This is a genomic window from Virgibacillus sp. JSM 102003 (assembly GCF_041949995.1).
Lineage (GTDB): Bacteria > Bacillota > Bacilli > Bacillales > Amphibacillaceae > Lentibacillus.
The window spans coordinates 98,023-113,751 of the sequence record NZ_JBHFQH010000003.1 but is presented as its reverse complement, the minus strand read 5'-3'; the positions used below and the strand labels follow the sequence as shown (position 1 = coordinate 113,751).

The following is a 15,729-nucleotide window of genomic DNA, read 5'->3' as shown; positions in this document are numbered from 1 at the left end:
TTTTCTTCCCCCTCATACTGTGATGTAAATCCCGATTTCTTTTGATAAAAGAAACCGAGATTGTTAGTTTATTTTTGCAGTTCTTCTAGGATTTGTTTTTTCGTTTCATCTGTCCCAATGCCTGTCAGGAATGAGCGAGCATTAATGACTGGGAATGGGTATTCTTTTTTCGTCATTGCTGTTGTTACGAGTAAGTCAGCTGTATCCACATAGCTACTTACTTCGGCAATTTTGATTTGTCTGATGTCTAAATTTAGACCATGTTCTTTTTCCATATCCTCGATTGCGCCATTAACAACTGTTGATGTTGCAATACCGGCACCACATGCTACTAATACTTGTTTCTTTTTCATTTCGACTCACCTCCTTTAAGGGCTGCCAAGTCTAACTTAGCCTCCAGCATTTGTTTTATTTCAGTTTTATCTGTTGCATTTACCAGCTGCTGCAATGTATCCTGATCCTGGAAAACTTGCATTAACTTCTGCAGTAATGATAGCTGTGAATGGGCCTCATCCATTGCCAGCATGAAGACAACCTTGACTGGTGTTGTTTCACTGTCATCGCCGCCCATCACACCGAAATTAACCGGATCTTTTAAAATACCGACACTGATTGTTTTTTGATTAACATGTTCCACATCTGTATGCGGAATGGCGACTGACACCTCACCAGTTGGCAGGCCTGTGGCAAATTCACCTTCTCTGGCAATGATTGCATCTATGAAACTTGCTTTTACGAGTTTTTTATCTGCCAGATTTTGACCCATTTTTGCTAATATAGCTTCTTTTGAAACGCCTTCTACATTTAATAGAATGACAGATTCATCAAAATATAATTCGCCCAATTTCGACACTCCTTTTCTCTGCTGTACGGACAACTTTGCTCAATCAGTTGAATACGATTGTATAACGGAATGAATAGCTTCTTTCGTTTGTGCATTAATCAGCTGATTGCGGTCCTGTTGTGATCCAGAAAGTTCCATTAACTGCATAAGTGCATGCAAGTGCTGTTGTTTATCAACTGCGGCAATAACAATTATTAAATGAATGCGGTAATCTGATGAAAATTCAACGCCTTCTTCTAGTCTCAATAAGCTCATTCCAACCTGGTTAACACCTTCTTCAGGTGAAGCATGCGGAATCGCTATATTCGGTCCGATCACAATATACGGATCCTCATCTGAATAGCGAAGCATCGCCTCCACATAGTCCGGTGTGATTGCACCACTTTCAACCAGTGGCTGTGCACTCAGGCGGACTGCTTCTTCCCAGGAATCAGCGCTTTTTTTCAATGTAATGGTGTCAGGCTTAATCAGTTCGTCTAAATTCAATGTCTTACTGACAGTATTCTGCGAAACTGATGAATCATCATCCCTTTTTACATAACGCTGCAAGTCCTCAGCTAATGCATGTTCATTTTCAATCGATGCATGATTGCGGATAATCGCCAGCAGTTCCTCGACATTCAAGTCATGCGGCAGATAGCCATGCAGCTCAAGCATTACCTGCTTCCTGAGGCGTTTCTTTTCCTCGCGTCCAAGGAATGCTTTTGCAATAAATAGTTTTTTATCCGTTTCCAAAAATGTCGGTGCAAACACGATGTCATAATCCAATTTATAGTTCAGAAACTCACGAACAGACAGTGAATCGAGAAAGACAAACTCAGGAAAAAGTTCACTTAACTCATTAAACATAAGCCTTGATACCGATACACCTTGCGGACAAACGACAATTGCTTTTGTCTTTTTCTCAATGCTTGCGCCCTGCCGCTTCATCCAGCCGCCGATCAGCATCGTGATATAGGAAACTTCACTGTCCGGAATACGGCTGCCAACCAAATCTGCCAATGGACCTGTTGACCGTTTAACCAGATGATGCAGCTCTTTGAATTCTTTGCTCAATGTACCCTGAAGCGAAATCGTTTCCGACAGTTGATACTTAATTCGGTAATAGGCTGGCTTGATATGCTGCAACAATTTATCCAGCAAAAGATCACGATCCTGCAAATAAATACAGGCACTTTTTTCAAACAGGCGCAGCATATTATCAATCACCGGAATCAGATTTGGAATGACATCTTCATCTGTAGGGAAGTCTGTCCTGTAAACATTGGTTGTCAGTAAATGCAATGTGATGAACAAACGCTCTTCCATTGGAATCTTATCAGCTTCCTGGAAAATTTCTTCTGTCGCCTGATACTCTTTCGTATTGGAGAGTTCTTCATATTCAATGGAAAAAATATTGATAGCTTGCCCCTGCTCAATTCTTCTCAAGATCAAAATAAGTACATAAGGCATCGTCCCAAGCTTCTCATCTGTGAACCTTAGATCGAGCTTATTTTCAACGTTTTCAATACGCTTGAGGTATTCAGTTACTTCCTGTTCATCAATCGAAGCCAATTTCTTCAACCGTCGCTCTCCATCAGACATGGACAGCATTTGGTACGTTGAATAGATGAGTAAATTGCGAATCTTGAACTCCTTGCCCTCAATCAAATACCCGAATTTTCGCGAATAACGGAGAGTCAAATCATAATTATCCAGGAAACCCTGTGCATCCTTTAAATCACTAAGAACCGTATTCTTGCTCACATCCAATTCAATGGAAAAGTGATTAAGCGACAATTCCTCTTCCGTGCTCAACAGCATCATAATTATAATTTGAACCCGCTGTTCCCCAGTCAAAATCGCTGTATCCATTGGAACGCTTTCATTTTCGACACTATACATGGTAAAAACGGATTGATCGATAACAAAATATCCTTGTCTTGTTCTTTCAATACTCGGAAGGTCCTTACGCATTAGCCAATCATTAATTTTATTAATGCTGTAACCAAGCTGTCGACGCGTCAAATTATATTTCTTCTCAATCGCCAAACTCGTAACACCAGGATTACTAATTAGCTCATTCAGGACTTTATTATCCCGCTCACTAAGTGGCACAATGTCTCGCCTCCCTCCGTTAACTAAATTATATCACCGCACCAACGCATAAAGAATACGTTTTCAGCACAAGTAATTGAACAGTTAATGTACAACATTGTGATTTACATTTTCAAAACCAAGGTATTACATAGTTTGGGTTGTGGTGGTGGGAATTATGTATGGAGGATGTGGCGGTCGCTCGAGTTTGGAGGCTGTTCGCTCGAGTTTGAGGGCTGCTCGCTCGAGTTTAGGGCGCGCTCGCTCGAGTTTGAGGCGGCTCGCTCGAGTTTGAGGGCTGCTCGCTCGAGTTTGAGGCGCGCTCGCTCGAGTTTGAGGCGCGCTCGCTCGAGTTTGAGGCGTGCTCGCTCGAGTTTGGAGGCTGTTCGCTCGAGTTTGCAGGGCGCTCGCTCGAGTTTGGAGGCTGCTCGCTCGAGTTTACGGCACGCTCGCTCGAGTTAGAACAATTTAATCAATTAATTAAAGAGACATCCAGCCTCAGCTGGATGTTTACATTATTATCATTGAAGGAAGATTTTCGGCTCGCGCCGAAAATCAACAATATTGAAGAGGTTGCTCTTATCTTTAATGCTTTACCCAATACCTACCTTTCTCGACGTAAATAAGTCCACTTTTAGACAGTATCCTTGTAGCAGCATTCCGTGAGCTTAATTTTAGAAAACGCATGCATTCTCTGTTTGTTATGTATGGCTTTACTAATAACAAGTAATCAGAAATGGCATTTAGGTGAGCGTTCTTTGAGAACATTTTACATTTCCTGCACTTCCACCCGCCATATACCCTCTCCATTCCCAGCAATCCACATTCTGGACAGATAACCCCAGGTGACAGATCCATTTTCTTGATGGAGAATTTCTTGTTTATATCCATATCAAATACATTGCAGACGTTCAAAATTATTTTTCCAATTTTTCTATCTTGAATTTTATAAGCACTTTGCCCGGTGAGTTGCTGTTCTTTTTCCATGATCATGGAGGGAATTCGTGCTGCATGAGCGACTATTTTTCCAACTGCTTCTGTGTCACCATTCACTTTAATTATGGTAGATGGCTCACTGATTGCAACAAAATAATAGATTGGAATGCTAGGGAAATTATGTTGGGAGAGCCAGTTCTGAAGATGAAATTGTTGATTTTGGACTTGGGTGATAGGATATTCGAATCCTTTCTCTACCTTTCCATCGCTCCGGGTCATTTGTTTGAGGGTTGTATCGAAGGTTATCGTATCATTATAGTTTTTCGAATCAACAATATAGATCGCCTGCTGTGAAAGAACCAGTGAATCAATTTGCACATTTTTGCCGTTCACCCGCAAATAAACATCTTGAAGAATGGTATAGTTTGTTGCTAAATAATCCAGGTAGTAATCAACCTTCAATTCCCCACTAAACCCCTTCTGCTGGATTGCTGCATCTTCCTTCATCGCTGGCAACTGTTGAAAATGTGGTGACAGTCGGGGAATCGCTGCATCAAGCTTTTGGAGTGGTCGTGGTTTAGTCCTTAGTTTCATATTCATTTCCATTGCTCCTTAATTCGTTTTTAGCAATAATATAACGTTTTGCTTCATAAGGGAAATTAGCAACAATCACTGAAGTTGCAATAAAAAAGAAATTTAATTCTACTAAAAATAAGGGAATTGAATTTTCCTTTACCCAAGTCAAAATTTCACCTATTTTAGTGATAGGAAAATATAATTTTATTAAATCCAGAAGAAATTGTCGGTATCCGACAATTTCTACCAAAATATTTCCCCGGAAATAATTTTGTCAGTATTTGTTTGATAGATACTAATACACTTAAGGACCAGCGCACCCCCGCACTGGTCCTCATTATTATACTAATTCAACTTCCTGCACATTGCGTTCAACTACGCGTGCGCTTTTGATAGTTACTAGATTTCCGCCCGATGATGTGAAAGCATCTTGTGCGATGACCTCGTCCATTGCAGCCTTAACTGCAACTGGGTCAACTGGCTCAATTGGTTTTTCTAGTGAATAGGTTACTGTTTTGCCTTCAGCGTTTAAAAATTTAAGTTCAAGTTTCTTCATTGTATTCCCTCCCTTCCCTATTTTTTAGAATGTGATCGATTATGCTCCTCTTAGTTCGGAACTGTCTTTTCGCTCGATGCTTAAAAGCGGGCGTTGTTGTAAAACTACGACTGCGTTAGCGATTGAATATAACTGATCAGCTGTTGCAGTGATCTTTACGTTGTTGAAGCTCTTCGTTTTGAAAAGCTGCTTACCTGATAATTCGTCAATGCCGTCATCCAAAACAAGGCTCATTCGTGACTTCATCATTTGTGCTACTGCCATGTCGAACACCTCCTTTCACACATACTATCGAAGCTCACGTCTAAAAAGTGGCATCATAAATAAAAAAAGTTATTTTCATTGAAAATGCCACTTTCTTGGTTTGAGAAACGATAGTACTTAAAAGAAAGGGATTTTCTGCTTTAGCAGAAAATGACCTATTGAATAGTTCTCTAAAAAGTAGAAGATTTTTGGCGGATGCCGAAAATCAACATAATTGGAGTAGGTGGTGGCGCGAGTTGCGTACGTTATTGCATGAGTTAGTCGTGCTGCCTGCTCGACTTTAAGTGCTGCTCGCTCGAGTTTAAGCGCTACTCGCTCGAGTTTGAGGGTCGCTCGCTCGAGTTTGAGGGTCGCTCGCTCGAGTTTGAGGGCTACTCGCTCGAGTTTGGGGATTGCTCGCTCGAGTTTGAGGGCTGCTCGCTCGAGTTAAAGGGCCGCTCGCTCGAGTTGAATAAATTACCGCATGAGCTCTCCGCACACAACAAAAAAACAGACCCGCCTAAACGAGCCTGCCTTGATCAAACGTTTGATCAACTTTTAATTAATCCTACCATCTTAAGTCCATGCAGGATGCCATCATCTTGTACATCCTTTGTTACGAATTTAGCTGATTCTTTTACTTCATCTGATGCGTTGCCCATTGCGACGCTATTTTGGACTGATTGCAGCATCTTAATATCATTCAGCCCATCACCAAATGCATACACATCATCTGCGGAAAATCTCAAGTGGTTGATCAATTTCTCGATGCCTGCTGCCTTTGAGCCGCCGTGGGGTAGGACATCCATGGAGTGCTCATGCCAACGGATGAATTCAAGCTGCTGCCTGAAAGCTTCCCAATAGTCAGGTTCACTCTCCTCTGGGGTGAACAACAGGGCTTGGTATACTTCTCCACTTTGGTGAAATTCGGGATTATAGGTTAGCTCCTGGTCAACTTTTAATGAGTTGATTGCAGCAATAACCTGTGGATGATCCTCCGTATTGGAATACCAATCTTCATGATTCACATAGATAATCGGATGATTTTTGGCTGCTGCAAATTTATTTAATTCTCCCAGAACATCTGCCGATAAGGGATTTTTGTATATTGCTTCATTTTCAAAAACAACGTATTGCCCATTCATACTGACATGTGTATCGATATCCAATTCTTCCAATATGGGTTGGAATGTAAACGGAGCACGACCTGTCGCAGCTGCTACAACATGTCCATCTCGCTTCAACTCAGCTATTGCTTTTTTGGCTGAAGTTTGTAATTGCTTATCGTGATCAAGAAGAGTTCCGTCAATATCAAAGAAGATTAATTTCTTATTCATTATTTTCTCCATTTCATAGAAAATTGGTCACCATTTAAAATGATGACCACTATTAGATTAATTAAAATGTATTCCTTTTTCAAGCCATGCGCTTCCAGCTTCAAACAACGATTCAGATATCGTTGGATGCGGGAATACCATGCTTTCGATCTCATCTACGGTTCCTTCCAGGTGCATGTAAGACGTTGCTTGGCTGATCATTTCCGTGACATGAGCGCCAACCATGACAACACCTAGAATTTCGCCGTATTTTTCCTCGGCAATGATTTTCATTAAGCCGCTTGTTTCACCTGCTGCAATCGCTTTTCCGTTTGCAGCGATGTCGACTTTTTTCGCCTTCACGCGGTAACCTGCTTCTTTTGCCTGAGCTTCCGTTAATCCGACACTGGCAATCTCAGGAAAAGTATAGACACATCGCGGTATAATCGATTCCTTTTTAGCAGATTTACCTAAAATATGATTAACCGCTTTAATCCCTTCATCAGTCGCCGCATGGGCAAGCTGGAATCCGCCAATTAGGTCGCCGACAGCATAAATGCCGTCAATGGAGGTTTTCATATTTCGGTCAGCTTTGACAAATTTACCGTCAAAATCAACAGACAAGTCCTCTATTCCAGTAAGATTCGGTGATCTTCCTACCGAAACAAGTACACTGTCCGTTTGAAGAGATTTGGTCTCGCCATTCTTCTCCATTGTAACGGTTGTTTTGCCATCATCAGATGCAAAACTGGTAATCTTGGATCCTGTATGAATAGTAATCCCGTTATTAGCGACTTCTTTCGCTAAATAACCAGCGGCATCTGGGTCCTCGTTCGGCAAAATACGATCAGCCATTTCGACGATTTCTACCTTCGTATCGAGGCTGTTAAAAATACAGGCAATTTCCAGACCGATAACGCCACCCCCGACAATTACCATATGGGATGGAACTTCACTTATATCGAAAATGGTATCACTAGTAAAATAGTCAACAGTATCTAGGCCAGGCAGCGGTGGGACAAATGGCTTCGAACCATTTGCTAAAATAACATTCTCAGCCTGAAGTTTCTCGCTGTCATCACCAGTCTTAACAGTAACCGTTTTGCTGTCATCGACATACCCATATCCTTCAAATACTGTGATTTTATTTTGCTTCATCAATCCTTTGATTCCATTTTTCAGCTGGTTAACGACTTTATTTTTCCGGTTGATCATTTCTTCTATTGAATAGGAAAAATCATTGACCGTGATTCCATATGTCCTGGAATCTTTTATCTCTTCAATTACTTCAGCATGTTTTAGTAATGTTTTGGACGGAATGCAGCCGCGATTCAAGCATGTGCCACCAAGGTCACGTCCTTCAACGAGCGCAACAGACAGACCTTCTTTTGCAGCGCGGATTGCTGCTACATAGCCACCGGGGCCACCGCCAATTATTGCTAGATCAAATGTCTTCATGGATTCCACCTCCTATACTAACAGACCATATGGATTTTCTAAGCGATCTTTTAATTCTGTTAGGAATGCAGCTGCTGGTGCGCCGTCGATTGCCCGATGATCAAATGACAGGCTGAGCACCATCATTGGTCGAACTTCAACCGATCCATCGACAACAACTGGTTTTTCAACGATTCGTCCGACGCCAAGGATTGCTGTTTCAGGTGGATTAATAATAGGTGTAAATCCATCGACAGCATACATGCCTAAGTTACTGATACTGAACGTGCTGCCGGACATTTCAGCTGGTGATAATTTGCCATCACGTGCCTTCAAGCCTAAGGTTTTACTTGCTTCAGTTAATGCAGCCAGACCTTTTTTGTCAGCGTCAGGGACCGTTGGAACGATCAACCCGTTCTCGACCGCTACAGCCAATCCGATATTGACATCTTTATTCATTACGATTTCATCACCAACAAGTGAAGCATTCACTTTCGGATGATTTCCTAATACGTGTGCTGTCGCTTTGATAATAATTTCAGTATAGGAAAGTCGATAGCCTGTCTGTTTTTCGATTACTGGCAGTAATGATTTACGAACGTCAATTACCTGTGACATGTCAATTTCACTTGTTAGTGTGACATGCGGAATACTCTGCGTGCTTTCCAGCATCTTGTCTGCAACAGCTTTACGCAATCCTTTTAGCTTAACCCGCTCAGGCTCTTCAGCTGGTTCCGTTTGAGCAGCAGTAAATCCAGTGACATCTGCTTTTTCTACCTTTCCGCGAGCTCCAGATCCTTGTACCTGACTAAGATCCATGCCTTTATCAGCAGCAATTTTTTCAGCAAGCGGGGTTGCACGGTTCGTATCGACAGCTTCAACAACATCTTGTTCGTGTATACGGCTTTTAGGACCTGAACCCGATACACTGGACAATTCTATATTATTTTCCCGGGCAACGCGCCTTGCTGCTGGTGTAGCACGAACTTTATCAGTTGCAGATTCTTCAGGTTGTTCAGCTGCTAGCTGCTCAGCTTCCTTAGCAGATTCACCAGCATCAGAAGACTCTTCACCATCCGCTAATTTTGGCGGTTCGTCTGGTACCTCTTCGTTTTCCTCGCCAACATAGCCAATAACCGCATTTACAGGTATCTCATCATCCACTTGATAATATTTTTTTAAAAAGACGCCTTCCTCATATGACTCAACTTCAATATTGATTTTATCAGTCATGATCTCAAATAAAGGCTCGCCGATTTCAACGGGATCGCCTTCTTCTTTCAACCATTGAAGTAACGTACCAACTTCCATTGTACTGCTTAGCTTTGGCATGAAAACTTCTTTAGCCATTACGATCCCCCCTTACGCCTTATTTAACGTTTTCTTAACGGATTTAACAATGTCAGGAACCTGTGGAACCGATGCTTTTTCCAGATCCGGGTTATATGGAACTGGAACAGGCAGTGCTCCCAGGCGCTGAATTGGTGCATCAAGGTAATCGAATGCATCACTTTCCGCAATCATACTGGCAATCTCGCCACCGACTCCACCGCGTTTAACTGCCTCATGGGCAACGACAACGCGTCCTGTTTTTGAAACGGATTTTACAATTGTTTCTTCATCTAATGGCACGATTGTTCGCGGATCAACCACTTCTACACTTATTCCTTCTTTTTCAAGTTCTTCAGCTGCCTCCAAAGCACGATGCACCATAACCGCTGTCGCAACAATTGTTACATCCGTACCTTCACGTTTTATATCTGCTTTACCGAGTGGAATGCTGTATTGATCCTCAGGAACATCAGATTTTGTTTTGTACAATACTTTATGCTCGTAAAATACAACCGGGTTATCGTCATCCATCGCCGCTTTTAACAAGCCTTTTGCATCATAAGCTGTTGATGGCTGTACAACCTTAAGACCCGGAACGTGCGCTACCCAAGCTTCCAAACTTTGTGAGTGCTGTGCGGCTGCACCAGTTCCAGAACCACTCGGCGTACGCAATACCATTGGCACTGTAGCTTTACCACCATACATATAGCGTAGTTTTGCGGCCTGATTAACCATCTGATCCATTGCGATGGTAATAAAATCTGAGAACTGTAATTCCACAATCGGGCGCATTCCGGTTAATGCTGAACCAACAGCAGCTCCGGAGATACCTGACTCACTGATTGGTGTGTTTCTGACACGCTCAGGACCGAATTCCTCAATCATGCCGCGTGTGACACCAAAGGCACCGCCATATACGCCAATGTCTTCACCAAGTATAAATACATCATCATTCTTTCTCATTTCCTGTTCCATTGCTTCACGAACTGCTTCTGAATAGGTTATCTCTCTCATGATTATTCCCTCCTATGCGTAAACGTCATTTAATAGGTCTTCGTGTGCTGGCATTGGCCCTTCTTTTGCGAAATCGACTGAATCCTCAACAGCCTGCTTTGCTTCACTTCGTAGCGATTTTGATTCTTCTTCGGTGAAAATTCCTGCTTCAATCAACACACCGGCAAAGCGTTTGATTGGATCTTTATCTTTCCATTCTTTTTCTTCTTCACGTGTACGATATTTCTTTGCATCACTCTTAGAATGACCTTTCCAGCGGTATGTCTTCGCTTCGATCAACGTTGGGCCATTTCCGCTTCTGGCATTTTCAACCGCTTCGTGTGTTGTATTCATCATTTCAACGATATCGTTCCCGTCTACCGTCACACCAGGGAAACCGTAAGACTGTGCACGCTCAGAAATATCCTTCACATTGACCATATCCTTAACGGGACCTGACATGCCGTATTGGTTATTTTCACAAATAAATACAATAGGTAAGTTCCAAATCGAAGCAAGGTTCAACGCTTCATGGAAGCTTCCTTCGTTTGTCGCACCGTCACCAAAGAAACAAAGTGTCACATAATCTTGTTTTTTCATATGTGCAGTTAGTGCGGAACCAACTGCCAATGGGATGCCACCACCGACAATTCCGTTTGCACCTAAATTTCCTTGTTCAACATCAGCGATATGCATTGATCCGCCTTTTCCTTTACAGTAACCGTTTTCACGACCAAACAGTTCTGCCATCATTTTGTTCACATCGGCACCTTTTGCAATACAATGCCCATGGCCACGGTGGGTACTTGTAATTTTATCCTGGTCCTGAAGAACCGCACATGCGCCGGATGCACTAGCTTCTTGCCCTACGCATAGATGTGTCGTTCCATGAATTTCACCTTTCGCGAAAAATTCATCAACCTTTTCTTCAAAAAACCGTATTGTCCACATCTGTTTATATAAATCTACCAATTTATCCTTGCCAACATCAGGTACTAATTTCAAGTTATTTAATTCCATTTATTTCACTCCTTTTACATTTGTTCATTATAATTACGTTTGTAACAATAATAAAATTTTCTGGCTCTTTCGTCAAGTGATTTTGTTCGAAAACCTGGCTTTTATTAAGCTTTTAAGTGAAAGAATTAGTTGCACGTATGCAGGTATTTATACTTGCTTAATTGTTTTAAAAAAACCTCCCCACATGAAGAGTGAAGAGGTATTTATTTAGTTAGGCTGTTTTATAACCGACTCGTAGTATCTCTCTGACCACGCTGGAATACACTCGCTTTCACAGCCGGGAGTCTCGCATTTTCCAACTGCTGGTCTAGGTACAAAATCTTGTTTTATCATATCTACAGAAGTGAACAATATCCAGCGTAGGAAATACACGGAGACTCCTGCGGGAGAACAGGCCTAGGCGAGACCCCGCAGTGCGCAGCACGAGGAGGCTCGCCAGCCGCCCGCGGAAAGCGCAGTGTATTTCCGGAGCGGTATCATAGCACTATTTATCTACATTATGTCGCAGTTTACATCACCTAAGAACAACCTTTGTTATCCCTTATCCTGCATTGAGCGCAGTTTCCAAATAGTAGATTCATTCGTTTGTTCAATGTCGTCGTACGTAATGATATCGCCCTTTTTAATCGCACTCTTCAGCTTCACGTTTTTATCAACCAATCCAATTGGCAGAGCACCTTGTTCTTTTGCCTCATCCGCTTTCAGAAGTGTCCCGTAAACGGTAAATCCGCCAATACTATCGAGGAACTCACCTGCACCCAAGTCTTTTTTAGCTACTGCAACCGTTTCTCCTTGCACTCCGAAATATGGAGTGATCGTAGGCTCATTGTCAAAATAAGCTTTAGCAATCGATAATGGTGTCTCAAGACTTGTTAAGTGGTATGGACGATACAAGACATAGTTTGGCCCGTCTCCCATTTTCAAGTATTTCATTTCCGCATTTACCTCTTCTTTATCAGAAGTAATAATTGCAAATACTCCTGGGGCAACACCGTTAACAAAGTCTACTATTCTACTTCCATTAAGCTTTCCGCCTTGTGATTTTTCTTTAAAAATATTCGGAAGCTCTGCTACTGAGCCTTCAAATCCATGCATGCCTGGCTGATCCGGTGCAAAGCCAATTGCATTAGCAACAGCATTCATTTCGACCATCGTTTTTGTTCCATCCTGGAATGAGGCAAGCATTTTTGGACTTGATCCTTTTGCTTTTGCTTCGTCTGCTGCTGTGTCAGGGTTTGCTTCGAGATTTAGTGGGTTGTTCTTTCCTTTTCCGACTGCAACAATTTCAAAGCCCATTGCATCTGCAAAATCATATAACTCCATAATTGCACCTGGTTCGTCACCAGCTGTACCTGTATAAACAACACCAGCAGAATCCGCCATCTTCTTCAGCAGTGGGCCAACAGTAACGTCCGCTTCCACGTTAAGCATAACAATGTGTTTGTTATTCAGAATGGTATCCCAGGCAATTTCAGCTCCAAGATTTGGAATGCCTGTAGCATCAACCACTACATCAACATCAGGTAATGATGTAACAAGTTTTACATTTGTGGTAGCAACAACCTGATTCTGATTCACCGCTGATTCAGCTTTTGATAAATCATCCGTTACAGCAATAGTAGAAGCGCTGATTCCAGCATTTGTATAAGCATTTTTCACATTTTCTATTGCAAGGTCTGCTGTTGCGACCACTCGCATTCCTTTCATACCTTCAATCTGAGAGATCATACCTCTTCCCATTTGTCCTGCACCTACAAGACCTACCTTGATATAAGAACCATTATTTTCTAATTTCTGCAGTTTTCGATTAATATTTAGCATTTGCTTCACTCCATTTCTGCGTTGTAATTATCTTCTGAATGATATAATCATTTTTTCATTTACATCAGGTATTTGTTTCTGTTCCAAGCAGACAGTCCCTGGTAATTCTGAATGTGAATCGCCATTAAAATTAAATGTAGCGTGACCAAGCTCTTTCATTGTTTCGTTAGCCTTTTCACCGACAAACAAAATTTTAAAAGGTTCATCGTTAATAACCATTTCGTCCCCTGCTTTTATATCTTCAGTCAACTTGTCGCCATCATGAATAACTGAAATACTTTTTAAGTCTGCTGGAACTGTATCATTAAAAAGAATCATCATTTTTTCTTCAAACATTAGTGGAGCATCTTCTCCAATTTCAACAACATTTACTTCATAAAAAGAATTAGCCATGTCAATACATCTCCTCACCTGTGTTAAGATTATTTCTAAGATGAATGTTACACGAAACAAATATGATATTCAATAACTTTTTTACAATAGTAACATTGTATTACATTTGTAAATACATAATCATTTTTATACCCTCCTTCATTTCTAAAAGAGGGTATAAATTTGTTTTCTTAGCTGTAGAGGCCAAAGCTTGCAAAGTATGCAATTACAACTGCAGCTGGTCCTGTGATTAATCTGGAGAAGAGCACGGCTGGGACACCGACTTCGATCGTTTCAGGCTCAGCCTCACCAAGTGTTAACCCAACAGGAACAAAGTCTGTTCCTACTTGTGGATTAATAGCGAATAATGCCGGTAATGTCATTTGTGGCGGGATATTTCCCTTTCCAACTTCAACCCCGATTAGAACACCTACAACCTGGGCTATTACAGCACCTGGTGCAAGTAATGGGGAAATGACTGGTATCGAACAAATAAGGGAAAGGATTAACATACCCAGTAGTGACGTTGCTAATGGTGTTACGGTATTAGCGATAAAATCACCAATTCCTGTATAGTTGATAATCCCCATTAACACACTGACAAAGGCCATGAACGGCAGAATGTTCTTAATAACTGTATCAATTGTATCTCTACCAGCTTGGAAGAATGTGCTGACAACGTTCCCAACCTTATCACCGAGTACTTCAATAACCCGATTAATTAAATTCTTCTTCTTGCCTTTACTTTCCTCTTGTGCCGCAACTTTTCCTTTTGCTTCCTCTTTCTTTTGTTTCGCAACATTTTTATCCAATAATGATTCATCATTTTCTGATTGCTGGTTTTCATTTCCTTCTTGGTGACTACCTTCAGTTGAACCGTCAGCCTGGTCAATATTTTCTGTGGTAACACCTGACACGAAATTTTCTTCGTTGATGAATTTGGCTAGCGGCCCTGAAGGGGAATTACTGAATACATTTATTGTCTTTATTCCCATCTTCGGGTACACACCACTTCTGGCTGTCCCTCCACAGTTGATAACGGCACAGACCATTTCTTCTTTAGCAACTGACTTTTGGAAGCCGTCAATCGCAATACCGCCTGTCCGGTCCGCTATTTCCTGTGCAACTGGGTGAATCCCGCCACCAGTTACAGATATAATATACTTTTTATCATCAGTCGGATGGATAACAAGTGGACCTCCCCATCCGGAAGAACCTTTCGAAACTTTTACAGCTTTATATTCACTCATAGATTATCCTCCTCACCATTATTGCTATGCGGCAATATTTTCAGATTCCTGTTGTCTGTTTTTAATCATTCGATTCGTAATAAGCTCGGTAACAAAGCCTCTCAATAGCATTACTACAATTCCAACTAGTAAAAACCGAAGTGCTAGTGGACCGGTAGATAGCCCTAGTTCTGTGATACCAGCTGCTACCCCTGTATAAACAAACAATTCTGCCGGATTCGCATGTGGAAATAGTCCGGTAATTGGATGAACAAATGAAACCGCAGAGTCATAAAATGCTGGCTTTTGTTTTTCAGGCAAGAAACGACCGAACGTATAGCACATTGGATTTGTCAGGAAAAATACTGCTAAAAACGGAAAGATCGTATACCGTAAAATAAAATATTTCGTACAATATTGAGCGAAATTAAATACCCTTTCTTCTCCGATAAATTTAATTAAAGCGTTTACAGCTGTAATCAAAACAATTAACAATGGAATAATGTCCGTTACCAGGCCCATAAATGTATCTCCGCCAGCCTGGAACATTCCAATAAAGCCTTCTGCAAGCTTGATTAAGAAATCCATGCTTCATTCCCCTTTCCTTTGTTTAATTCTTTTTTTATCATGTCAACGGCATTGCTAAGAGCGTTATATTCCTTTTTTGATAAGAAATCTACAAATCTGGTTTCGTCCAGCCTCATGCCTATTAATTGTTTAATATCCTTGAATCTAGCAAAGACGGTTATTCCTTTCATAACTTTTGCATCAATGATATGTGATCTTTCATCACAGACAAGTACAATGATTGCACCATTTCCTAATCTTTTTTTATAATAACCTGTCCCTAAATATCCAGAATCTCTTCTGCTGAGTTTTTTAATTTCTGACTTATAATGTTTCACCTGATAATGGGTCATCAAAAACTGCAATCCCCAAATAAAGGCAAATATGAAAATAAAAGTTCCCCACATGATA

17 protein-coding genes are annotated in these 15,729 nt (G+C 41.3%); all 17 read right to left on the bottom strand.

Annotation, left to right across the window (positions count from 1 at the left end):
• Positions 1-68: 68 nt before the first annotated feature.
• The 17 genes from ACE1TG_RS04635 to ACE1TG_RS04555 all read right to left on the bottom strand — a co-directional run bounded on the left by ACE1TG_RS04635 (position 69) and on the right by ACE1TG_RS04555 (position 15,725).
• A complete protein-coding gene (locus ACE1TG_RS04635) occupies positions 69-353 on the bottom strand; it encodes a PTS sugar transporter subunit IIB (protein WP_375051194.1) in 285 nt (94 codons plus the stop codon).
• Entirely contained in the window at positions 350-844 is a 495-nt protein-coding gene (locus tag ACE1TG_RS04630) for a PTS sugar transporter subunit IIA (RefSeq protein ID WP_375051193.1), read from the bottom strand. Before ACE1TG_RS04630 ends, ACE1TG_RS04635 begins: the two co-directional genes overlap by 4 nt.
• A gap of 39 nt (positions 845-883) precedes the next feature.
• The gene (locus tag ACE1TG_RS04625) at positions 884-2,941 is read right to left on the bottom strand and encodes a BglG family transcription antiterminator (RefSeq protein WP_375051192.1); all 2,058 of its coding nucleotides are present in this window, start codon (positions 2,939-2,941) and stop codon (positions 884-886) included.
• A 564-nt stretch (positions 2,942-3,505) separates the two neighbouring features.
• The gene (locus ACE1TG_RS04620) at positions 3,506-4,456 is read right to left on the bottom strand and encodes an NERD domain-containing protein (RefSeq protein ID WP_375051191.1); all 951 of its coding nucleotides are present in this window, start codon (positions 4,454-4,456) and stop codon (positions 3,506-3,508) included.
• On the bottom strand, positions 4,434-4,682 hold the full coding sequence (locus ACE1TG_RS04615) for a hypothetical protein (RefSeq protein ID WP_375051190.1): 249 nt from the start codon (positions 4,680-4,682) through the stop codon (positions 4,434-4,436). The genes ACE1TG_RS04620 and ACE1TG_RS04615 overlap by 23 nt, the downstream gene beginning before the upstream one ends.
• Before the next feature lie 90 nt (positions 4,683-4,772).
• Positions 4,773-4,988, bottom strand: coding sequence for a DUF2922 domain-containing protein (locus ACE1TG_RS04610; RefSeq protein WP_092491592.1), 216 nt, complete (start codon positions 4,986-4,988; stop codon positions 4,773-4,775).
• A gap of 39 nt (positions 4,989-5,027) precedes the next feature.
• Entirely contained in the window at positions 5,028-5,252 is a 225-nt protein-coding gene (locus ACE1TG_RS04605; RefSeq protein ID WP_375051189.1) for a DUF1659 domain-containing protein, read from the bottom strand.
• A 530-nt stretch (positions 5,253-5,782) separates the two neighbouring features.
• Positions 5,783-6,568 carry a Cof-type HAD-IIB family hydrolase gene (locus tag ACE1TG_RS04600; protein WP_375051188.1) on the bottom strand — a complete coding sequence of 262 codons (786 nt, stop codon included), beginning with the start codon at positions 6,566-6,568 and terminating at the stop codon, positions 5,783-5,785.
• Positions 6,569-6,625: 57 nt separating this feature from the next.
• The gene (lpdA, locus tag ACE1TG_RS04595) at positions 6,626-8,005 is read right to left on the bottom strand and encodes a dihydrolipoyl dehydrogenase (RefSeq protein ID WP_375051187.1); all 1,380 of its coding nucleotides are present in this window, start codon (positions 8,003-8,005) and stop codon (positions 6,626-6,628) included.
• Between the two features lie 12 nt (positions 8,006-8,017).
• Positions 8,018-9,334 carry a dihydrolipoamide acetyltransferase family protein gene (locus ACE1TG_RS04590; RefSeq protein WP_375051186.1) on the bottom strand — a complete coding sequence of 439 codons (1,317 nt, stop codon included), beginning with the start codon at positions 9,332-9,334 and terminating at the stop codon, positions 8,018-8,020.
• Between the two features lie 12 nt (positions 9,335-9,346).
• A complete protein-coding gene (locus ACE1TG_RS04585) occupies positions 9,347-10,330 on the bottom strand; it encodes an alpha-ketoacid dehydrogenase subunit beta (protein WP_375051185.1) in 984 nt (327 codons plus the stop codon).
• Between the two features lie 12 nt (positions 10,331-10,342).
• Positions 10,343-11,329, bottom strand: a complete 987-nt coding sequence (gene pdhA, locus ACE1TG_RS04580) for a pyruvate dehydrogenase (acetyl-transferring) E1 component subunit alpha (protein WP_375051184.1) — start codon at positions 11,327-11,329, stop codon at positions 10,343-10,345.
• Between the two features lie 534 nt (positions 11,330-11,863).
• The gene (locus ACE1TG_RS04575) at positions 11,864-13,150 is read right to left on the bottom strand and encodes an NAD(P)H-dependent oxidoreductase (RefSeq protein WP_375051183.1); all 1,287 of its coding nucleotides are present in this window, start codon (positions 13,148-13,150) and stop codon (positions 11,864-11,866) included.
• 27 nt (positions 13,151-13,177) lie between these two features.
• Positions 13,178-13,543 carry a PTS glucitol/sorbitol transporter subunit IIA gene (locus ACE1TG_RS04570; protein ID WP_375051182.1) on the bottom strand — a complete coding sequence of 122 codons (366 nt, stop codon included), beginning with the start codon at positions 13,541-13,543 and terminating at the stop codon, positions 13,178-13,180.
• 170 nt (positions 13,544-13,713) lie between these two features.
• On the bottom strand, positions 13,714-14,772 hold the full coding sequence (srlE, locus tag ACE1TG_RS04565) for a PTS glucitol/sorbitol transporter subunit IIB (RefSeq protein ID WP_375051181.1): 1,059 nt from the start codon (positions 14,770-14,772) through the stop codon (positions 13,714-13,716).
• 24 nt (positions 14,773-14,796) lie between these two features.
• Positions 14,797-15,339: a PTS glucitol/sorbitol transporter subunit IIC gene (gene srlA / locus ACE1TG_RS04560; RefSeq protein ID WP_375051180.1), complete on the bottom strand. Its 543-nt coding sequence runs from the start codon at positions 15,337-15,339 to the stop codon at positions 14,797-14,799.
• The gene (locus ACE1TG_RS04555) at positions 15,327-15,725 is read right to left on the bottom strand and encodes a transcriptional regulator GutM (protein WP_375051179.1); all 399 of its coding nucleotides are present in this window, start codon (positions 15,723-15,725) and stop codon (positions 15,327-15,329) included. The genes srlA and ACE1TG_RS04555 overlap by 13 nt, the downstream gene beginning before the upstream one ends.
• Between the last annotated feature and the right edge of the window lie 4 nt (positions 15,726-15,729).